The 20,112-nt window shown below is 60.5% G+C and carries 16 protein-coding genes and 1 pseudogene; 8 read left to right on the top strand and 9 right to left on the bottom strand.

The window, feature by feature from the left end; all coding sequences use genetic code 11:
- The first annotated feature begins 69 nt into the window (after positions 1–69).
- Together CRX69_RS19330 and CRX69_RS19325 are read left to right on the top strand one after the other, a co-directional pair.
- Entirely contained in the window at positions 70–1,221 is a 1,152-nt protein-coding gene (locus CRX69_RS19330) for an aldose epimerase family protein (protein WP_047227763.1), read from the top strand.
- Between the two features lie 108 nt (positions 1,222–1,329).
- Entirely contained in the window at positions 1,330–2,151 is an 822-nt protein-coding gene (locus tag CRX69_RS19325) for an aldo/keto reductase (RefSeq protein WP_107322627.1), read from the top strand.
- A 144-nt stretch (positions 2,152–2,295) separates the two neighbouring features.
- On the opposite strand, the gene CRX69_RS19320 is transcribed toward CRX69_RS19325, so the two are convergent.
- On the bottom strand, positions 2,296–4,659 hold the full coding sequence (locus CRX69_RS19320) for a DNA polymerase II (RefSeq protein ID WP_076384003.1): 2,364 nt from the start codon (positions 4,657–4,659) through the stop codon (positions 2,296–2,298).
- 247 nt (positions 4,660–4,906) lie between these two features.
- Between CRX69_RS19320 and CRX69_RS19315 the strand changes: the two genes are divergently transcribed.
- From CRX69_RS19315 to CRX69_RS19295, 5 genes are all read left to right on the top strand, one after another.
- The gene (locus CRX69_RS19315; RefSeq protein WP_047227760.1) at positions 4,907–5,347 is read left to right on the top strand and encodes a CBS domain-containing protein; all 441 of its coding nucleotides are present in this window, start codon (positions 4,907–4,909) and stop codon (positions 5,345–5,347) included.
- A 69-nt stretch (positions 5,348–5,416) separates the two neighbouring features.
- Positions 5,417–6,013 carry a paraquat-inducible protein A gene (locus CRX69_RS19310; protein ID WP_047227759.1) on the top strand — a complete coding sequence of 199 codons (597 nt, stop codon included), beginning with the start codon at positions 5,417–5,419 and terminating at the stop codon, positions 6,011–6,013.
- Positions 6,010–6,669, top strand: coding sequence for a paraquat-inducible protein A (locus tag CRX69_RS19305; RefSeq protein WP_047227758.1), 660 nt, complete (start codon positions 6,010–6,012; stop codon positions 6,667–6,669). Before CRX69_RS19310 ends, CRX69_RS19305 begins: the two co-directional genes overlap by 4 nt.
- Positions 6,650–8,308: a PqiB family protein gene (locus CRX69_RS19300; RefSeq protein ID WP_107322626.1), complete on the top strand. Its 1,659-nt coding sequence runs from the start codon at positions 6,650–6,652 to the stop codon at positions 8,306–8,308. Before CRX69_RS19305 ends, CRX69_RS19300 begins: the two co-directional genes overlap by 20 nt.
- 17 nt (positions 8,309–8,325) lie before the next feature.
- Positions 8,326–8,862, top strand: coding sequence for a PqiC family protein (locus tag CRX69_RS19295; protein WP_107322625.1), 537 nt, complete (start codon positions 8,326–8,328; stop codon positions 8,860–8,862).
- A gap of 105 nt (positions 8,863–8,967) precedes the next feature.
- On the opposite strand, the gene CRX69_RS19290 is transcribed toward CRX69_RS19295, so the two are convergent.
- Positions 8,968–9,597 carry a glutathione S-transferase family protein gene (locus tag CRX69_RS19290; protein WP_076384000.1) on the bottom strand — a complete coding sequence of 210 codons (630 nt, stop codon included), beginning with the start codon at positions 9,595–9,597 and terminating at the stop codon, positions 8,968–8,970.
- Between the two features lie 263 nt (positions 9,598–9,860).
- Here CRX69_RS19290 and CRX69_RS19285 point away from each other — a divergent pair, with 263 nt between their 5' ends.
- On the top strand, positions 9,861–10,373 hold the full coding sequence (locus CRX69_RS19285) for a phage infection protein (RefSeq protein ID WP_107322624.1): 513 nt from the start codon (positions 9,861–9,863) through the stop codon (positions 10,371–10,373).
- Between the two features lie 149 nt (positions 10,374–10,522).
- Here the strand turns inward: CRX69_RS19285 and CRX69_RS19280 are convergent, their stop codons facing one another.
- The 7 genes and pseudogenes from CRX69_RS19280 to CRX69_RS19245 form a co-directional block, all read right to left on the bottom strand.
- Positions 10,523–11,617 (bottom strand): DUF1615 domain-containing protein, encoded by a 1,095-nt coding sequence (locus tag CRX69_RS19280; protein WP_107322623.1) that lies wholly within the window; start codon positions 11,615–11,617, stop codon positions 10,523–10,525.
- 438 nt (positions 11,618–12,055) lie between these two features.
- Positions 12,056–13,030, bottom strand: coding sequence for a porphobilinogen synthase (hemB, locus tag CRX69_RS19275; protein WP_047230550.1), 975 nt, complete (start codon positions 13,028–13,030; stop codon positions 12,056–12,058).
- Between the two features lie 113 nt (positions 13,031–13,143).
- The gene (locus tag CRX69_RS19270) at positions 13,144–13,989 is read right to left on the bottom strand and encodes a PhzF family phenazine biosynthesis protein (protein WP_107322622.1); all 846 of its coding nucleotides are present in this window, start codon (positions 13,987–13,989) and stop codon (positions 13,144–13,146) included.
- 8 nt (positions 13,990–13,997) lie between these two features.
- A complete protein-coding gene (locus CRX69_RS19265; protein WP_076383995.1) occupies positions 13,998–14,696 on the bottom strand; it encodes a glutathione binding-like protein in 699 nt (232 codons plus the stop codon).
- A gap of 126 nt (positions 14,697–14,822) precedes the next feature.
- Positions 14,823–15,224: a hypothetical protein gene (locus CRX69_RS19260; protein WP_107322621.1), complete on the bottom strand. Its 402-nt coding sequence runs from the start codon at positions 15,222–15,224 to the stop codon at positions 14,823–14,825.
- Positions 15,225–15,227: 3 nt separating this feature from the next.
- Positions 15,228–17,933: pseudogene (locus tag CRX69_RS19255) on the bottom strand (RHS repeat-associated core domain-containing protein); the annotation flags it as partial.
- A gap of 286 nt (positions 17,934–18,219) precedes the next feature.
- Positions 18,220–20,016, bottom strand: coding sequence for a methyl-accepting chemotaxis protein (locus CRX69_RS19245; RefSeq protein ID WP_107322619.1), 1,797 nt, complete (start codon positions 20,014–20,016; stop codon positions 18,220–18,222).
- Between the last annotated feature and the right edge of the window lie 96 nt (positions 20,017–20,112).

Raw genomic sequence — 20,112 nt, 5'->3', positions numbered from 1 at the left:
GCTGTCCGACTAAACACCGGACTCGACCCGCGTTCCAAACAACAACAAGACAGGAAGGAAGGTCACACCATGCTTGAATCCAGACATCTGCTCACGGCTCTCGGAGTGTCTCTGATGATCGCCACCTCTGCATCCCAGGCCGCCGGCCTGAGCAATGAACGCGCAGCGTTCGGCAAGACCAGCGACGGTACCGCGGTGGAAAAATTCGTCCTGCGCAACAGCCACGGCATGGAGGCTACTGTCATCACGTACGGCGGGATCCTCCAGTCACTGATCGTGCCGGACAAGAACGGTATGGCCGCCGATGTTGTGCTGGGCTTCGACGATGTGCAGGGTTACCAGAAGAACGGCAATGTGTATTTCGGCGCAACCATTGGCCGCTTCGGCAATCGCCTGGCTGGCGGCGCATTCGAGTTGGACGGCAAGCGCTACCAGGTGCCGCAGAACGACAAGAGCAACTCCCTGCACGGCGGACCGCAAGGTTTCGACAAGCGCGTCTGGAAGGCCGAACCCCATGACGGCAAGGACTCGGTGGGCGTGACCCTGACCTACCTGTCGGCGGATGGCGAGATGGGTTTCCCAGGCGCACTGAAAACAGATGTCACCTACAGCCTCAATGAACGGAACGAATTACGTATCGAGTACCAAGCCACCACCGACAAACCCACGGTGCTGAACCTGACCAACCACAGCTATTTCAACCTCGCCGGTGCCGGTAACGGCGACATACTCAAACAGGTCGCGACCCTGCATGCCGCCCATTACACCCCGGTGACCGACAAGCTTATCCCCACCGGTGAGTTGGCCCCCGTGGCCGGTACGCCGATGGACTTCACCAAGCCCACCGCCATCGGCACCCATATCAAGGCCGATCACCCGCAGCTCAAATTCGCCGAACCCAAACAGGGCGGTTTCGATTTCAACTGGGCACTTGACGCCAAGGGTGACGTGAGCAAACTGGCCGCTGATGTCTACGACCCACAGTCCGGACGGCGCTTGGAGCTCTACACCACCGAGCCTGGCGTGCAGTTCTATACCAGCAACTTCCTCGACGGCACGATCAAGGGCAAGCACGGCAAGGTCTATCCGCATTGGGGCGCGTTCACTCTGGAAACCCAACACTACCCCGACTCGCCAAACCAGCCGAACTTCCCGTCGACCCGGCTTGACCCCGGCCAGACCTACACCCAGACCATGGTGTTGAAGTTCTCCGCGCAATAAATCCTGCCCTTCGAAAAGATCGTTCCCACGGCGGTGGGGACGATCAACCTTGAACACCTGGTCTATCCTGCTGCCACACGTCTGATGTTCTGCAAACAGGAGGTAGACATGAGGACTCTGGAACTGGCTGGCGAGGCCGTACCGGTGATTGGCCAGGGCACCTGGCGCATGGGGGAAGAACCGTCCCTTCACAAGAAGGAAGTGGCGGCCCTGCGCCTGGGCATTGAATTGGGCATGACGCTGATCGACACGGCGGAGATGTACGCCGAGGGCGGCGCCGAAGAGGTCGTTGGGGAAGTGATCACCGGCCTGCGGGACCAGGTTTTCCTGGTGAGCAAGGTGTATCCCCACAATGCCAGCCGCAAAGGCATTGCGCTTGCCTGCGAACGCAGTTTGCGCCGACTGGACACCGATTACATCGATCTCTATCTGCTGCATTGGCGCGGGCAATACCCGCTGGAAGAAACCGTCGAAGCGTTCGAACGCCTGCGCCAAGAAGGCAAGATCGGCCGCTGGGGCGTGTCGAACTTTGATGTCGCGGACCTTGAAGAACTGGCTTCACCGGCCTGCGCCACCAACCAGGTGCTGTACAACCTGCAGGAGCGTGGCATCGAATTCGACCTGCTGCCCTGGTGCCAACAGCAGCGCATGCCAGTCATGGCTTACTGCCCGGTCGGCCAGGGCGGGCAACTGCTCAAGGACCACACCTTGGGCCAGATCGCCGAACGCCATGGCGCAACCCCAGCGCAGATCGCCCTGGCCTGGCTGTTGCGTCAGGACAATGTCATTGCCATCCCCAAAGCCGTTCAGACTGAACATGTGCGCTTGAACGCCGAAGCGGCCAACCTGAAGCTCGCACCCCAGGATCTGGCGGCGCTGGATTTGATATTCCCGCAGCCCGAAGGCAAGCAGCGCTTGGCGATGGTCTAGTTCTCACGAGCAAAGCGCTTTTGTGGCGAGGGAGCTTGCTCCCGCTCGGTTGCGCAGCAACCGCCAGAAGGGGCCGCTACGCGCCCCAGCGGGAGCAAGCTCCCTCGCCACAAAAGCCTCCCGCCCGCAACACTGGCGCATCCGTCAGAACAAGCCCATCTGCCCCCCCACCAGGGTCGAGAAATCGTCATCCACAAACGGCAGAATCGCGTCCGCCACCGGTTGCAGCTGTTTGGTCACGTAATGGTCGTAATCGATCGGTGCGCTGCGGGTTTCCAGCGGCTCGGGGCCGGCGACAGTGATCACGTAGCTGATCCACCCGCCGTTCTGGTATTGCCGCGCACGGCCCTGGCGCTGGTTGAACTCGTCAGCCAGCCGCGCGGCGCGCACGTGCGGCGGTACGTTGCGTTCGTAGTCTTCCAGAGGCCGGCGCAAGCGCTTGCGGTAGACCAGCCGATCATCGAACGCTCCGGCCAGGGTCTGGTGCACATAATCGCGCACATAATCCTGGTAAGGCTTGCGGTGGAAGATCCGCCCATACAGCTCCTGCTGGAACTGCCGGGCCAGCGGCGACCAGTCGGTGCGCACGGTTTCCAGGCCCTTATAGACGATCTCGTCGCTGCCGTCGGCGCGGGTTACCAGCCCGGCATAGCGCTTCTTGCTGCCCTCTTCCGCGCCACGAATGGTGGGCATCAGAAAACGTTTGAAATGGGTTTCGAACTGCAACTCCAGTGCGCTCTCCAGCCCGAACTCATCACGCACGTGTTCGCGCCACCACTGATTGACGTATGCCACCAGTTCCTGGCCGATGGACGCCGCCTCTTCCTGGCCGTGGGCCCGGCGCAACCAGACGAACGTGGAGTCGGTATCACCGTAAATCACCACATGCCCCCGGGCTTCGACCAACTGCCGGGTACGCTGCATGATCTGGTGACCCCGCAGGGTGATGGAGGACGCCAGCCGCGGATCGAAGAAACGACAGCCACTGGAACCGAGTACGCCATAGAAGGCGTTCATGATGATTTTCAGTGCCTGGGACAGCGGTGCATTGTGTTCCCGCTTGGCGGTTTCCCGGCCTTCGGCCACCCGCGCCACGATGGCTGGCAGGCAATGCCGCGTGCGGGAGAAACGTGCCCCGCGAAAACCGGGCACCGACTGGCTTTCGTCCGGGTGGCGCAAGCCTTCGATCAAGCCCACCGGGTCGATCAGGAAGGTGCGGATGATCGACGGATACAGGCTCTTGTAGTCCAGCACCAGCACCGACTCGTAGAGTCCCGGCTGGGAATCCATGACAAAACCACCCGGGCTGGCCTCGGGCGGGCGCTGGCCAAGGTTCGGCGCAACGAAACCCTGGCGGTGCATCAGTGGCATGTACAAGTGTGTGAAGGCCGCCACCGAACCACCGCTGCGGTCCGCCGGCAGACCGGTAACGCTGGCCCGCTCCAGCAGGAACTTGAGCAGCTCGGTCTTGGCGAAGATCCGCGTCACCAGCTCACAGTCCTTGAGGTTGTAACGAGCCAGGGCCGGTTTGTCCTCGGCAAACATGCGATTGATCTCGTCCATGCGCTGGTACGGGTTGTCGATGGACTTACCCTCTCCCAACAACGTCTGGGCGACATTTTCCAGGCTGAACGAAGGGAAACTCCAGGTCGCCGAACGCAGCGACTCAATGCCGTCGATGATCAGCCGGCCTGCCGCCGAGGCGAAAAAGTGATTGTTGCGCGCGCCATGCTCGCGCCACTGCATCTCCTCCCCGCCTCGCCCCAGGCGTAGCGGCACAGCCAGGCGCCGGGCATGCTCATGCAACACGCGCAAATCGAACTGCACCAGGTTCCAGCCAATGATCGCGTCAGGGTCGAAACGGGCGAACCAATCGTTGAGTTTCTTCAGCAGCAAAGTGCGCGATTCACAATATTCGAGCTGGAAATCCACGGCAGTATCGTCGCCATTGGGCGGGCCGAGCATATACACCTGACGCTCGCCGCAGCCTTCAAGGGCAATGGAGTACAAATCGCCCTGGGCGGTGGTTTCGATGTCCAGGGACACCAGACGCAAAGGCGGACGATACTCGGGCGCCGGTTTCATCTGGGCGTCCAGCAGCAGGCCCTCAGCGGCCTTTGTGCCACCGAACCAGACCGGCGCGGTGATGAAACGCTCCATCAGGTAGCGTTCCGGTGGACGGATGTCAGCTTCGAACACCTCCACGCCGGCACGGCGCAAGGTGGTGTCCAGGCGCATCAGTTGGGCATGTTGCCGGCAATACAGGCCCAGCACCGGTCGATGCTCGAAATCCAGCAGGTCCAGGGGTCGCAATTCAACGTCCTTCTCCCCTTGCAGCAAGGCTTCGACCTGACCGCGCTGAATCTGTGGCACGAATGCCACCGACGGCTGCACCGGCAAGCGCACGCGCCGGGGGCCGGTGTCGGTCGCCAGCCAGAATTCGACTTCGGTGCCGGCCGGGGTATCGCGCCAATGCCGGGTCAGGACGAAGCCCTGCTGTAGATCCACCGCTGCAACCTCGATTTTTTGCGTAAGCGACGATTCTACCTGTGGTGAGGGGATTTATCTGTGGGAGCAAGGCCTGCCCCCACAGTGGCGATAAATCCCTCGCCCCAACAGTGCATGGCCTCACTTCGGTGGTGAACTCACCGACAATGACGTTTTTGGACGACTGACTGCCGCTTTACCGCTTGCTCTGCGCCGTTGGGTCTACGATTCTTAAACCACCTGCAAAAACAACACCTGAGGCTTCCCCATGAAAACCGTCGCGCAGTTGCTCCGGATCAAAGACGAGAAAAACCAGCAAGTGCACACCATTTCACCGGACGACATGGTGCTGCAGGCCCTGATGCGCATGGCCGAGAAAAACGTCGGTGCCCTGCTGGTGGTGAAGAACGGCGAAGTACTGGGGATCATCAGTGAGCGCGACTACGCGCGCAAAATGGTCTTGCATGGCCGCTCCTCAGTAGGCACCAAAGTGAGCGACATCATGGTGTCACCCGTGATTACGATAGACCCCCACCAGAATGTCGAAACCTGCCTGAGCATCATGACCGAAAAACATTTGCGGCATTTGCCGGTGGTCGAAGACGGCAAACTCGTCGGTCTGCTGTCCATTGGTGACCTGGTCAAGGAAGCGATTGCCGAGCAGGCGGACCTGATCCGACAACTGGAGCAATACATTCGCGGCGAATGACCCGTTCGGGCGGGTTGCTCAATCCCAACCTCCTTCTATATTGAAGGAGTTGTCCTGCCGAGCATCCCGATGGCCGATACCGACCGACTGATCATTTGCGAACATTGTGATGCGGTGTACGAGCCGATGGTGCTCGCTGCGCATCAGAAAGCCTCGTGCGTGCGGTGTGGCGCGGTGATTCAGCGCTACAACGGCCTGACCATTGAACAGCGCCTGGCCTTGAGTGTGACGGCAGCGGTGTTGTGGGCTTTCGCCAACATCTATCCAGTGATGAGCATCCGTCTCCAGGGGCTGAGCAACAGCGCGACGCTGTGGGATTCCATCGTGGCCCTGAGCCAGGGCCCCATCACCTTCATCGCCCTGGTGGCCGCGGTGGCGATCATCATTGCCCCGGTCTTTCAGTTGGTATTGCTGATCTGGGTGCTGGCCTACGCCTACGCCAATCAACGGGCGCCGGGGTTCAGTCTGTGCATGCGCAGCCTGGAAGCACTGCGGCCGTGGAGCATGCTGGAGGTGTGCCTGTTGGGTGCGCTGGTGGCGGTGATCAAACTCGCCGGGCTGCTGGACGTGCTGCCGGGCATCGGCCTGTTTGCCCTGGCCGCCCTGAGCCTGCTGATGATCCGCATCGCCGGACGCGACGTGCGCGATTTGTGGGACAACCTATGAACCGCGAACCGTTGCCTCCCCCGCCCTTGGCCCGCGACCTGAACCTGTGCCTGTGCCACAGCTGTGGCCTGGCCTGTGACATGAGCGACGAGCCCGAGACCTGCCCCCGCTGCGACGCCCCGTTGCACCGGCGCAAACCCGACACCCTCACCCGTACCTGGGCCTACATGCTGGCGGCATTGGTGTTCTACATTCCGGCCAACCTGCTGCCGGTGATGAATACCCAGATGCTCGGGGATGGCGCCGACAGCACCATCATCAGTGGCGTCATCGAATTCTGGCAGGGCGGCGCCTGGGACATCGCCCTGATCATTTTCATCGCCAGCATCGCGGTACCAGGCATCAAGTTCGTGGTACTGACCTTGCTGTTGGTCACCGTGCAGCGGCGCAGCACCTGGGCCCAGGTCCAGCGGGCGAAACTGTATCGGCTGGTGGAAGTCATCGGCTACTGGTCGATGCTCGACGTGCTGGTGGTGGCGCTGGTCGCGGCGCTGGTGAAATTCCAGGCACTGAGCGATATCGAACCGCGACCGGGCATCCTGTTTTTCGGCCTCGTGGTGCTGTTCACCATGCTGTCGGCCATGAGCTTCGACCCGCGCCTGATCTGGGACACCCAACCATCCGAGGAGGCCATGGATGAAGTCGCAAGCCACTGACGGGCAGCAACCGGCACCAGGTCGCGCCCATGTCACCAGCCGCCGCTGGACGGTGTCGCTGGTATGGATAGTGCCGATCATCGCGGTGCTGGTAGGGCTGTCCCTGGTGGTCAACAACTGGCTGCAGGAAGGTCCGACCATCACCATCACCTTCAAGACCGGCCAGGGCCTGACCGCCAACAAGACACCGGTCAAATATCGCAACGTGGTCATCGGCCAGGTCACCGACGTGCAATTGAGCGACGACCAGAAGAACGTCACCGCCACGGTCAAGCTGGCCAAGACGGCGGAGACCTTCACGCACGAGGACTCGGTGTTCTGGGTCGTACGCCCGCGCATCGGAGCCGGCGGAATTTCCGGGATCGATACCCTGCTGTCAGGGGATTTCATCGGGGCCGACGCCGGTCAATCGAAGGTTCGTGCCAAGTCCTTTACCGGCCTGGAAGCCCCGCCACCGATCACCTACGGTGAACCGGGCAAGCGCTTCACCCTGCATTCCCAGGACCTCGGTTCACTGGACATCGGCTCGCCGGTGTACCTGCGCAAGATTCCGGTGGGCCAAGTGGTGTCCTATGCGCTGGATGCCGATGGCAAAGGGGTCAACATCGACGTATTCGTCAATGCCCCCAACGATGTCTACGTCACCGAAAACACCCGGTTCTGGAACGTCAGCGGCGTGGACGTGAACGTCGGTGCCAACGGCTTTGCGGTCAAGACCGAGTCACTCTCGGCGCTGCTGGTGGGCGGCATCGCATTTCGGGCACCGGAATACAGCCCCAACGACAGCCCCGCTAGCGAGGACAAGACGTTCGAGCTGTTTGCCGACCAGCAGAGCGCCCTGGCCCCGCCGGATGGCAAAGCGCAATACCTGGCTTTACGCTTCGATCAGGCATTGCGCGGATTGCGGGTCGGAGCGCCGGTCGAATTCCTGGGCATCGAAGTGGGCAGGGTCGTCGCCATCAATCTGGATTTTGACGAGAAGCTGCGCAGCTTCCCGGTCAATGTCGGTGTGGTGTTCTACCCTCAGCGCCTGGGCAAGGCCCATGAAAAACTGCTCAAGGCGCTCAATCACAACCCGGATGACGAAGCTGCCGGCGCTCGCCTGATCGGCAGTTTCGTCGAACGCGGCCTGCGTGCCCAGGCCCGTAGCGGCAACCTGCTGACCGGGCAGTTGTACATCTCGCTGGACTTCTACCCCAAGGCTGAAAAAGTCACTTTCGACGCCAACGCCCGCCCGGTCCGTATACCGACCATCCCGGGCAGTCTCCAGCAACTGCAGGAACAACTGCAGGCGATGGTCGAGCGAATCAACAAGCTGCCCCTGGAAAGCGTTGCCAACAACCTGAACGGCAACCTGGTTGAATTGCGCAAAGGTCTGGCCCAGTTCAACAGCAAGACCCTGCCAAGCGTGCAAAACACGTTGCAGGACGTGAGCAAGACCCTGCAATCGGCCAACTCGACCCTGGCCGAAGATTCGCCGCAACGCGAACAACTGACGCAGACCCTGGACGATCTTGGGCGCATGTCGCGTTCGTTGCGCGAGCTGTCCGACTACCTGAGCCGCCATCCCGAATCATTGCTTCGCGGCCGTCCCAAGGATGCACCGGCGCAAAACCTCACATTGCCGGCGAACGAATGACCACAGGAGCACGCCCCATGCCGCTGATGCTGAAACTCCCCCTGGTTGCCTTGGTGCTGCTGCTTGCTGCCTGCCGCGGCGATCCGATCCAGTACCACACCCTGAGCCCGGCTCAACCTGCCGGCCAGCCACGCACGAACATGGACATCCAGCTCGAGCAGGTGAGCGTTCCGCCTCAGGTGGACCGCGCGCAAATGGTCATCCGCCAAGGCAACAGCGGGCTGGCGATCCTGGAAACGCAATGGTGGGGCGCCAGTCTGGCCGATGAACTGCGCAGCAGCCTGGACGAACAACTGAGCAACCCAGGCGCAGCGAAGCTACTGCTGCGGGTGGATGTGCAGCGCTTCGATTCGATCCCCGGCCAATATGCCCGCATGGACGTGCAGTGGCGCCTGCGCGAGCTGGGCAACGAAGCCCATACCCTGACCTGCCGTAACAGCCTGCAAACGCCGGCGGGGAGCAGCATCGATGAGCTGGTGACGGCCCATCAGCAGAATGTCCGACAGTTTGTCGGCCTCGTTGAGCAAGCCGCCACCAAAATGAGATGCCCTTGACCCGTAGGCGCTGCCGAAGGCTCGGGCCGCGTTTGGACGATCTTTCGGTTTTAATCTTTCGTTTGCTACTCAGAAAAACCGCAGCCTCGCTGCGCTCGACAGCGCCTACAAGGGCCAGTGCAGCGACAGCACCGGCGCAATGCGCGGATGGCGGTCGATGCGCTCCAGTAGCTCGTAGAACGGCGGTCGGGCATTCAGCATGGCCTCCCGCGTGTCTTCCCACTTCGTGACCACGGCGGCCAGGATATCCAGCGCTCCCGGCTCGGCACCGCTGAGAAAAGGACGGGCCGCAAACTGGTCGGCAAACAGCGCCCAGTTGCGATGTAGCCGCTGTCGGGTGCCCGACACCAATTGCTGCCGGGTCGCTTCATCCGCGTCGACCAGCCAGCGCTCTGGAAAATCGATGATGCCGATGGGCGTGTAGCAATTGGCGACGATATAGACCAGGCCCCGTATGGCTTGAGCACGTTGGGTCGGATCGTCCGGCAGCAACTTCGATTCAGGAAACACCAGCCCGAGATGGATCAGAATCGCCGCGGCTTCGGTCAGCACCGAACCGTCCGGCAATTGCAAGGTCGGGACCTGCTTCTGAGGGTTCAATGCCTGTAGCTCTTTCGACGCCTCGTTGTCTTCGGTCGAATAGGCATCGACACGGCGATAAGGCACGCCACACAGGCACAGGGCGATCTCCACAGCCGAAGAGCCGGATTGCCTGTAGCCGAATAACTGATACATGAACTTGCCTCCTGCGCTTGGGGGGTAGCCGGTAGAACCCGCGGGCCCGCCAGTGTTCCACCCGGCAGACGACACGCACTCTCCATGGAAGCGAGCCTGCCCGCGATGTCGGCGGATCAGTCAACATCAATATTGCTTGCCAACCGCTCGGCGAGGTATCACCGCCGTCGATATTCACCATCAGGCCAATGAAGTTCTCTTGATTGTCGCTCCGGACAACAATGGCTCCACACCAACCCACTGCATCCCCGGAGCACACCATCATGAAACGCCAAATCATCCTCAGCCTCGCTTTCTCGGTACTGGCAGCCAACGCATTCGCCGCCTCCTCCCACCCGGTCGTTGCCGAAGGTGGTTCTGATCGACTGATCGAAAAACGTGTTGCCGAAGGCGGCTCCGATCGCCTGATCCAGAACCGCGTTGCCGAAGGTGGCTCTGATCGTCTGATCCAGAACCGCGTTGCCGAAGGTGGCTCTGATCGTCTGCAACAGAATCGCGTCGCTGAAGGTGGTTCCGATCGTCTGCAACAGAACCGCGTTGCTGAAGGTGGCTCCGATCGTCTGCAACAGAACCGCGTTGCTGAAGGTGGTTCCGATCGTCTGCAACAGAATCGCGTCGCTGAAGGTGGTTCCGATCGCCTGCAACAGAACCGCGTTGCTGAAGGTGGTTCCGATCGCCTGCAACAGAACCGCGTTGCTGAAGGTGGTTCCGATCGCCTGCAACAGAACCGCGTTGCTGAAGGTGGTTCCGATCGTCTGACTCAGAATCGTGTATGAGTTGTTCAATCCAAATGCGTGACGAAACCCAACTCAATGTGTGGCGAAGGAGCCCCCTCGCCACAATGCTTCAAACACCTCTGGAACCTAACGCATCACCATGAAAGCCCGGCCTTATCCGCCGGGCTTTTTCATTGCCCACCGATTGCCTAGCGTCCCGCAGCCCGCGTCATACAACGCCGGTAACGCTCATCCACTCGCTTGGCGAACCACGCCGTGGTCAGCTTGCGCGTGATTTTCGGGCTCTTGAGCACGATTCCCGGCAACACCGCCCGAGGTAATTGCTTGCCCTCGGCCTTCTCAGCCAATTCGAAGACCCGCTTGTACAGTTTGCTGTCCTCGAACGCCAGGCTGTCGCCCTGCTCCAACTGGTCGCGAATGGTCGGGTTGCGCATCCCCAGCGACCGGCCCAAGGTGCGCACCGCCAACTCGGTGCTGCCTGGCATGATGGAACCATGCAAGATCAAATCGCCGTCCAGAGCCAGGGGAATGCCTGAGGCACGACTCACTGCATGCTGGAATGCCGCGTTGCGGCTGGCGTACCATCCGGCATTGAAATCGGCGAAACGATACAGCGGTTCGGTGTAGCTCACCGGATACCCCAGCAGATGCGCAATACCGAAATACATCCCGCCGCGACGACTGAACACCTCCCGACGAATCGACCCATCCACCGCATAGGGATAATCCCGGGCATTAGCCTGGGCAAACGCGATGCTGACCTGCATCGGCCCGCCGGTGTGCACGGGGTTGAAGCTGCCGAACAGTGTCTTGCCCAAGGGCACCATGCCAATGAAGTCATCGAAAATCGCACTCAACTCCTTCTCGCTGCGCGCGGCATTGAGCCGATCACTGTAGCTTTTGCCATTGGGCGAACGCACCTGGAGGGCGCCGCTGATCAACAGACCCGGAATGTGCATCTTTGCCGCGCGACGATCGATTTCCTGCCGGGCGATCTTGCCCAACCCCTGTACCGCCGGATCAGCCTGGAACGTCGATTCCTGTTCGGTCACCGCCAGGACGGAACAGATATTCTGCGTCGTGGGTGAGATTTGCTGAGCGGCAAAAGCCACGTAGATATCCGTCGCCCAGCCCTCGCGATCCACAGTCTTGGCCGGCAACAACCGCACAATCTGCGCCTTGACCTCGGCAGGCTGGCGTTCCGGTTCCTGGGCCTGACGGCTGCCGCAGCCGGCCAGGGTCAACAACGCGGTGAGGCTGATCATCAATCGATTGAGTTGCATGTTGCTCCATCAAGTCTGTTATTGCGCAGCAACCATACGATCAAAAGCCGGTACAGGCTATGTTCTGTTCATCAGAACCAAAAGGGGTCTTGAGAGCAAAGAAGGCTCGACAGCAGCAAAAAGCTGACGTGAGAGATGGGTGGCCTAACACCATCAGTGTGGGAGCAAGACTCCACAGTAGATTTTGGGTGGGTGAAGTCTGTGGGAGCAAGGCTTGCCCGCGATGACGGCGGCACATCCGACATTGATGCAAGCTGGCCTACCACTATCGGGAGCAAGCTCGCTCCCACAGGGTTGACCGCGGATGCTCACAGTTTCAGTCCACGCCACAAGTCCAATGTGGGAGCGAGCCTGCTCGCGATGACGGTGGCACATTCGGCATTGAAGCCAGCTGGCCCCACTATCGCGAGCAGGCTCCCACAGGAAATCCAGCGTCGATCAGATCCCGCTCAGCGCCAGATCCATCGCAAAATAGGTGAAGATCAGGTCCGCCCCTGCTCGTTTTATCGCGCCGAGACTTTCTCGCACGACGCGGGCTTCGTCGATGGCGCCGGCCTGGGCGGCGAATTTGATCATCGCGTACTCGCCGCTGACCTGATAGGCCGACAGGGGCAGGTTCGAAGCCTGGCGAATATCGCGGATGATATCCAGGTACGCGCCGGCAGGTTTGACCATCAGTGCATCGGCCCCTTCCTGCTCATCAAGCAAGGACTCGCGCAGTGCTTCGCGGCGGTTCATCGGGTTCATCTGGTAGCTTTTGCGGTCGCCTTTCAAGGCACTGCCGCCCGCCTCGCGGAACGGACCGTAGAGCGCTGAAGCGAACTTGGTTGAATACGCCATGATTGCCGTCTGGCTGAAACCGGCTTCGTCCAGGGCTTTGCGAATGGCCTGGACCTGCCCGTCCATGGCGGCGGACGGCGCGATCACATCGGCCCCGGCACGGGCCGCCGCAACGGCCTGTTTACCCAGGTTGAGCAAGGTCCGGTCATTGTCCACTTCATGCCCGTGAAGCACCCCGCAATGGCCGTGATCGGTGTACTCACAAAAACAGGTGTCAGACATCACGATCATTTCCGGCACCGCGTCCTTGCAGATCCCGGCCATGCGCGACACCAGGCCGCGCTCGTTCCAGGTGTCGCTGCCATCGCTATCCAGATGATGGGACACGCCAAAGGTCATCACTGACTTGATACCGGCACGGGCATACCGCTCGATCTCACCGGCCAGTTTCGATTCAGGAATGCGCGCCACGCCCGGCATACTCTTGATCGGTACAAAGTCATCGATTTCTTCTTCGACGAAAATCGGCAGCACCAGGTCGTTCAGGGTGAACTCGGTTTCCTGGAACAGACTGCGCAGGCTCGCATTGCGACGCAGACGGCGTGGACGTGCTTCGGGGAACTGACTGGACATGGGACTCCTGAAAAATGGGTGCTCGATCGCAGGGGACAAAGCTTATGCCCTCACCCGCCTGGGCACAAACGCCGACCGGAAAACAGAGTTTTACCGGCCGGGCAATAATCGGCTTACAAGGTCAGTGAGCCATTGACGCAGGTCACCACCGCACCACCAATCCAGACGTCCTCGCCCACCTGCTCAACATGAATCCGCCCCGCCCGGCCCATGGTCAAGCCCTGGCTGACCACATAGCGCGACGGTGCCAGCCCCTTGGCCAGCATCCACTGGGCCAGCCCGGCGTTCAGGCTGCCGGTGGCAGGATCCTCCGGCATGCCGTCACCGGCAATGAAACCGCGCACTTCAAATTGCGCCTCAGCGCCATCCACGGCCGGTTCCCACGGCGCGATGACGCCCACGGCCAGATCCCGCAACTGCTGGTAATCGGGCTTGAGTGCCAACACTTGCTGGCGATTCTTGAGCATCAATGCCAGCCAGCCGGCACCATTATCAACCCACTGCGTCTCGACAATCGCCTCGGCCTGCAACCCCAGTCCCTTGCGCACTCGCTCCAGCACTTGAGCCTCCAGCGGGCCGGACTTGAGCAAGGGCGGCGCCTGAAAAGCCAACCCGAAATCGCTGCGGCGAATTCTTACCAGGCCAACGCCACATTCCTGCACGATCTGCGGCCCTTTCGGCACGCCTCCGGCCTCCAGCCAGGCATGACAGCTGCCCAAAGTCGGATGACCGGCAAACGGCAGTTCAGTCGAGGTGGTGAAAATGCGCACCCGGTAATCCGCCTCCGGATGCTGCGGCGCCAGCAGGAAAGTGGTTTCGCTGAGGTTGGTCCAGTTGGCAAAAGCGGCCATGCGCTCGTCACTGATCTCGTCCGCCCCGAGCACCACCGCCAGCGGATTCCCCTTGAGCGGCACTTCGCTGAACACGTCCAATTGCTTGAAATTGAAACAGCTCGTCATCAGTCCACTCATTCCGGAATTTTCAACCCGCGTGCCACTGCCGGCCGCGCCAGGAAACGCTCCAACACCCGCGTTACATTCGGGAAATTCTGGATACCCACCAGATCCCCCGCTTCATAAAAACCGATCAAGTTGCGCACCCAGGGAAACGTGGCGATATCGGCGATGGTGTAGCGCTCGCCCATGATCCAGTCCCGGCCTTCAAGACGACCATCCAGCACCTTGAGCAGGCGCTTGCTTTCCTCGACGTAACGATCACGAGGTCGCTTGTCTTCATAGTCCTTGCCCGCAAACTTGTTGAAGAAACCCAACTGCCCGAACATCGGCCCGATCCCGCCCATCTGGAACATCAGCCATTGAATCGTCTCGTAGCGCGCCGCCGACTCCTGGGCCAGCAACTGCCCGCTCTTGTCCGCCAGATAAATCAGAATCGCCCCCGACTCGAACAACGCCAACGGCTGATCCCCCGGCCCATGGGGGTCGAGAATCGCCGGGATCTTGTTGTTGGGGTTCAAGGAGAGGAACTCTGGGGACAGCTGGTCATTGCTGCCGAAGTCCACTTTGTGGGGTTCGTAGGGCAGGCCGATTTCTTCCAGCATGATCGAGACTTTCACGCCGTTGGGGGTCGGCAGGGAGTAGAGCTGGATCCACTCCGGGAACTGGGCGGGCCATTTTTGGGTGATGGGGAATGGGGTTAGGTTGGGCATGGGAGCGGACTCCAGAGGGGGAAGAAAAAAGCGGAGCATAGTTCAGAATGATTGCCGTGACATCAGGAAAGCATCTACATGAACCACCCCGCTGCAAGCAGGCCTAACTTCCCATACGACCACAACTTACTCATCCACATTTTTTATAGATTCCAGCCATAGAAAAAAATAATCTTTCTGCAGCTGAGGATCACTCACTATATCCCGATCCTCATAATCAAATATATTAACTAGATCTGCTCTCGATGCACGCTTACCTAGAACATGCTCATAAGCCGCTATTCCTGATGACATTTGCGAGGACATACTTGAAGGACGCACACTAAGCTTGGCTCCTTTGCACAAAAATTTTATATCCGTATGCTCCTTAATAATTTTCCCTAGACACTCATACACATCCGCTCCCGAGTATTTCTTTGACCAGCCACTTTTAAAAGTCAGCAGAATAGTGGATTTTTGTGCGTTCACGTCCAGCACCACCTCTTCCCTCTGGCCATCTTTAATAACTGGAACAAGCTGTCTTTTCATGTGTTATTTCCTCTGGGGGTTGGGCAAAGAATACCCTACGTAGGAACCATCTCTTTTAAGCGGCGTAACGCCAATAATATCTTCCGTTCTTACTCGATCTGGAATTGCAATCTCATACTCATAGCTATAGGGAACGTCCTCTGGCGGAAGCTCCTTATTAACATCACGCCCAGGAATTTTTTTCAGAACATACAGATACCCTTTCCGCGTTCCATATTTTGTTCCAAAATCAAGCCCCACTTCAACGCTAGTTGTTGTGCTGACAAAATTACTCGGTGGATTTCTGTTATCCCAAATATGAAGCAGTAGGTCAGTACTTTTTCCCAAGCTCATAAAACCTTCTTTAAAAATGACCTCCGGCCCCCTCAAATCTCCACGATAAAGGTAGGTAGGTTTGGGTAGCGATTTTTCACCCTCATCCACCCCAACCTTAGCCGCCGGATCCTGACTACCAACCGCCGACCGGCACCCACCCTTCCCCGGACAATCCACCAATCCCAACGGATCCACCCACCCCGTCGGGTTCAGGGTGTAGCGATACCCGTTGAGGCCGCCCGCCAGTTTGCTCGGGTCAGGCGTCAGGTAGCGGCCGGTTGCGGGATTGTAGTAGCGGTGCCGGTTGTAGTGCAGGCCGCTTTCGGGGTCGAAGTATTGGCCCTGGAAGCGCAGCGGTTGTTCCAGCTGTTCGCCGCCGCCGTGGACCAGTTCGGTGGTTTTGCCGTAGCCGCTGTAGCGTGCCGACCAGACGATGGTGCCGCCGTAGTTGGTCAGTTCCTGGGGTGTGCCCAGGTGATCGAGGTGGTAGTAGAACGGGCAGGCGTTCGGGCCTTTGCCGTCGAGCAGGGCCAGTGGGCGGAAGGTGCCCGGTTCGTAGACGTAGCTGCGGTGGTGGCGCGGGCTGCTTTCAGAGACGACCTGGTCGCCCTGCCAGAAAAATTCCGTGGTCAGGCCGTCCACGGTCTTGCTGATGCGTCGGCCGAAGGCGTCGTAGCGGTAGGACGTTTCGCGCCCGTGCGCCGTGGTGACGCCGATCAGTCGGTGTTGGCTGTCGTAGCGGTATTCGCTGACGAGGCACTGGGCCTTGCCGCGCCGTTCGCGGATCAGGTTGCCGAAGGCGTCGTAGTCGTAGTGGCGGTCGCCCTCCATCAGCAGGCGYTTGCCCTTGAGGSMSGTSGGGCCGGGGCGGTCCTGCATCAGCAGGTTGCCGGCCGGGTCGTGGGCGAAGTGTTCCGGCGGCTCGCTGTGGGAATAGTCGATGCCGATCAGGCGATCCAGCGGGTCGTATTGGTAATGGCGGCGGTTGCGCTTGTCGGAAATGGACTGCAGGTTGCCATTGGCGCTGTAGGCATAATCGCGCCAGAACAGTTGCTGCTGGTTCTGCCACACCGTCTGGGCCTTGAGCCGYCCRRGTTCGTCGTAGTCGTACTGGCTGAGCAGCAGGCCTTGGCGGCGCTGGCGTTCGCGCCCGCCGCTGAGCTGGTGTTCGGTGAGGCGTGAGCCGTTCAGGTCGATGGCCGTCAGCGCGCCGCCCCGGGCGTGGTGGTAGTCGAGCTGGCTGTTGTCCGGCAGYCGCAGGTGGTTGAGGCGTCCGCAGGCGTCGTAGCGATAACGCAGGGTGCCCCAGCCCTGGTGTTCGCTGATCAGCCGGTCCTGGGCGTCGTATTCGAAGGCCAGCGGGTGATCGGTGCCYTCGTTGACGTGGACCAGCCGGCCCAGCCCGTCGTAGCGGTATTCGATGGCCTGGCCGTCGGGCAAGGTCTTGACCAGCAGCCGCCCGGCCCCGTCGCGCTGGTAGCGGGTGACCCATTGGGCGCCGTCCGCGCCGTGCTCGGTTTTCTCCAGCAGGTGGCCATTGAGGTCGTAGGCGTAGGCGGTGCGTTGGCCGTCAAAGCCGATCTGCTGTCGGATCAATCCGTTKGGCGTGTAGTCCAGCTGATATTTTTCGCCGGATTCGTTTTCGATTTCAGTCAGCAACAGCCGCGCCGAYTCGTAGCGATARTTCAGTTCGCTGCCGTCGGGGTTGAGSCGACGGCTGATCAGGTGCAGGTCGTCGGCGTATTCATAGCGGGTGGTCCGCCCCAGCTCATCGCGCTCGGCGGTGACCTTGCCGTAGGCGTTGTAGRGCCAGGCGCGGGTCGRACCACCRGGCAAGGTGGTTTCGAGCAGSCGGCCCACCGCGTCCCACTGGTAGTGCGTGAGGGCGCCGTGTTCGTCCTGGCGGGTCAGCAAACGCCCCAYGGCGTCGTAGGAAAAACACCGGCGCCCCGTGTCAGGCAGGGTTTCTTCGGTCAGTTGGCCCAGTTGATTGCGGGTAAACCGATGCTCGCTACCGTCGGGGTAACGGATCGCCAGCAACTGCCCCTGGGCATCGTAGTCATAGCCGGTGCTCTGGCCGTGCGGATCGATGGCCTCGATCACATCGCCCTGGGCGTTGCGCCGGTATTGCCACACGGCCTTGCCGCGTGAGCGGGCGTGCAGGAAACCGTGGCGGTATTCGGTGACGGCGCCCAGCGGGTCCTGTTCGGCGATCAGCCGGCCCTGGGGGTCATAGGCCTTGAGGTGCTCGCCGCCATCGGGCTCGACCTTGCGCACCAGCCGTGCCCGCTCGTCGTGGACGTACACCTCCTGGCTGCCATCAAGGTGCTGGACCGTGACCTGCCCGTCCTCGCCCCAGGTGTAGCGGCTGTCCATCTGCGCAAACCACCACCGATCCCCCTTGTGGGAGCGAGCCTGCTCGCGATGGCATCAGGTCAGCAGCATTGATGTTTGCTGATCCACCGCRWTCGCGAGCAYGCRCGCTCCCACAGTTYTTTTGGGGCYGCCTCGGGATTTGCATACACCACCGATCCCCTTGTGGGAGCGAGCCTGCTCGCGATGGCATCAGGTCAGCAGCATTGATGTTTGCTGATCCACCGCTTTCGCGAGCAGGCTCGCTCCCACAGTTGTTTTAGGATGGCCTCGGGATGTGCATCACCACCGAGCCAGGTGCAATGCATCACTCCGCCAGCAGCACCGCCGCATCGAACCCGACCCGCAAGTTGCCCCAATGGCGGCCGCCGAAGAAGAACGGTACGTCGATCTCGGTCATGATTTCCCCGGTATCGCGCAGGTAGGTCTGGAGCAGGAAGCGTTGGGTGTTGCCCGCCGCGCGCAGGCCGATCGGGTCGTTGAAGATGCGCTTGTTGCGGCACACCGGCAGGTCGACGGCGCGGTCACCGGTCGGTTGTTTCGAAACCCAGCTGTTGTTCACTGGGCAATAACCCTTGGTGTCGACGATGAATGAGACTTTGCCGCCCGGGGTGCTGCGGGTGAGTTTGTCGCATTCTTCCTGGCAGACTTGGGCAAAACGCTCGGTGTAGCTGGTCATGTATTGCTTGGGATCGGTGCCGGGGATCAGTTGGTAGTTCTGATCGAACAGGTTGAGGCCATCCTGCTGCAGCGCCTCCAATTGGACCTGGAGGTTGTCGCGGCACTGGCTGGCCCGGGTGATGGCGGCATCCAGCTTGCCATGGCCGAGCACGAACCGGCCCAACAATGCCTGGACCTTTTCAGCGACACCGGACAAGTCACGGGTAGCCGTTGCCGAATGTTGCATGCGCTGGTCAATCGACTGGCTGTCGGCATGGATCTGCGTAACCCGTTCGTTGATACCCGTGTTGGATTCGGCGAAAAGCTGGATATGGGACGCGATATCGGCCAACTTGCCATTGGTGGATTCGAAGTCGCCGATCATGCTTTCGAAATGGCCCGAGGCACGCTCCACGACTTTCTGGGTTTCCCGGGCGCTGTGGCTGATCTGGTTGGTCTGTTCATGTGTGGAACTGACTTCTTCGAGCATGGCGTCGATGTTTCGTGAGATGTCGTCGGTAGCCCGGCTGACATTCTGCGCCAAGGTGCGCACCTCATCGGCCACCACGGCAAACCCCCGACCGCTTTCACCGGCCCGGGCGGCTTCGATGGCCGCGTTGAGGGCCAGCAGGTTGGTTTGGGCAGAGATCTGCTGGATCAGCCCAACGATGGACTTGATGCTCGAAGAACGTTGGTTCAGGGCGCCTACCAGCGTGGCGAATTCATTGAGGCTGCTGGAGATTTCACTGATGTTGCCCGTCACTTCCAGCAGTTCTGCATAGGAGTCGCGAGCCATGCTCAGGTTCTGCGCAGTGGTGCTGGAAATGCCCTGAGTCTGGCGCGAGACTTCTTCGATGCGACCTACGGCGGTGTTGCTCTGGTCCATCACTTCCTTGGCGAAGCGGGCCTGGTGAGTAGCGCTGTCGCTGGAGTCGCTGATGTTTTTCAACGAGCGGGCCGATTCGACCGCAATGTGCACGGTCAGCGCCTGGACATTACTGATGATCTCCCGCTGCTTGGCCAGGAAGCGGTTGCAAGTGTCGGCCAGCACGCGGATTTCGTCGTGGGTCACCAGGGGCAGGTCTTTGGACAGGTCGCCTTCGCCGCTGGCGATCTCCTCGAGGGCCTTGGTCATGGCCGTGACGGGGCGCACGATGAGGTGGCGAAAGTACCAGACCATGAAGCTGATCATGCACAGCGTCAGCAGCGCGCCGAAGAGCAGGGCATGGGTGAGGCTGTCGAGCCGGCCTTCGACTTGCCCCAGCAGCGCGGGGTCCAGTTGCGCAGTGTGCAACTGCAGCACAATGTCGGCGCGGGCACTGACTGCCACCCAGTAAAGCAAGCCACTGACCACGACCAGCAGGAAAAGGCTCGACAGCTTTTTGGTGAGCGTATCGAAAAACTGCATCTCGATAGACTCGTACAAGGCCTTTAGCGTCTGCATCCGTTGCTCCCGGGTAAAAAATCACTTTGATTGCATACATTCGACCGCGCACGGCAAAGCTTTAGGGAAATGGGCGATTTGATATCACTGCGGCGG

This window comes from Pseudomonas rhizophila, from assembly GCF_003033885.1.
In the GTDB taxonomy this organism is placed as follows: Bacteria; Pseudomonadota; Gammaproteobacteria; order Pseudomonadales; family Pseudomonadaceae; genus Aquipseudomonas; species Aquipseudomonas rhizophila.
Note: the sequence above shows the minus strand (reverse complement) of the source record. Positions and strands in the feature narration are given on the sequence as shown.

Coding starts and splice junctions, on each gene's coding strand:
- CRX69_RS19330 (WP_047227763.1), top strand. CDS start 70: ATGCTTGAATCCAGACATCTGCTCACGGCTCTCGGAGTGTCTCTGATG.
- CRX69_RS19325 (WP_107322627.1), top strand. CDS start 1,330: ATGAGGACTCTGGAACTGGCTGGCGAGGCCGTACCGGTGATTGGCCAG.
- CRX69_RS19315 (WP_047227760.1), top strand. CDS start 4,907: ATGAAAACCGTCGCGCAGTTGCTCCGGATCAAAGACGAGAAAAACCAG.
- CRX69_RS19310 (WP_047227759.1), top strand. CDS start 5,417: ATGGCCGATACCGACCGACTGATCATTTGCGAACATTGTGATGCGGTG.
- CRX69_RS19305 (WP_047227758.1), top strand. CDS start 6,010: ATGAACCGCGAACCGTTGCCTCCCCCGCCCTTGGCCCGCGACCTGAAC.
- CRX69_RS19300 (WP_107322626.1), top strand. CDS start 6,650: ATGAAGTCGCAAGCCACTGACGGGCAGCAACCGGCACCAGGTCGCGCC.
- CRX69_RS19295 (WP_107322625.1), top strand. CDS start 8,326: ATGCCGCTGATGCTGAAACTCCCCCTGGTTGCCTTGGTGCTGCTGCTT.
- CRX69_RS19290 (WP_076384000.1), bottom strand. CDS start 9,597: ATGTATCAGTTATTCGGCTACAGGCAATCCGGCTCTTCGGCTGTGGAG.
- CRX69_RS19285 (WP_107322624.1), top strand. CDS start 9,861: ATGAAACGCCAAATCATCCTCAGCCTCGCTTTCTCGGTACTGGCAGCC.
- CRX69_RS19280 (WP_107322623.1), bottom strand. CDS start 11,617: ATGCAACTCAATCGATTGATGATCAGCCTCACCGCGTTGTTGACCCTG.
- hemB (WP_047230550.1), bottom strand. CDS start 13,030: ATGTCCAGTCAGTTCCCCGAAGCACGTCCACGCCGTCTGCGTCGCAAT.
- CRX69_RS19270 (WP_107322622.1), bottom strand. CDS start 13,989: ATGACGAGCTGTTTCAATTTCAAGCAATTGGACGTGTTCAGCGAAGTG.
- CRX69_RS19265 (WP_076383995.1), bottom strand. CDS start 14,696: ATGCCCAACCTAACCCCATTCCCCATCACCCAAAAATGGCCCGCCCAG.
- CRX69_RS19260 (WP_107322621.1), bottom strand. CDS start 15,224: ATGAAAAGACAGCTTGTTCCAGTTATTAAAGATGGCCAGAGGGAAGAG.
- CRX69_RS19245 (WP_107322619.1), bottom strand. CDS start 20,016: ATGCAGACGCTAAAGGCCTTGTACGAGTCTATCGAGATGCAGTTTTTC.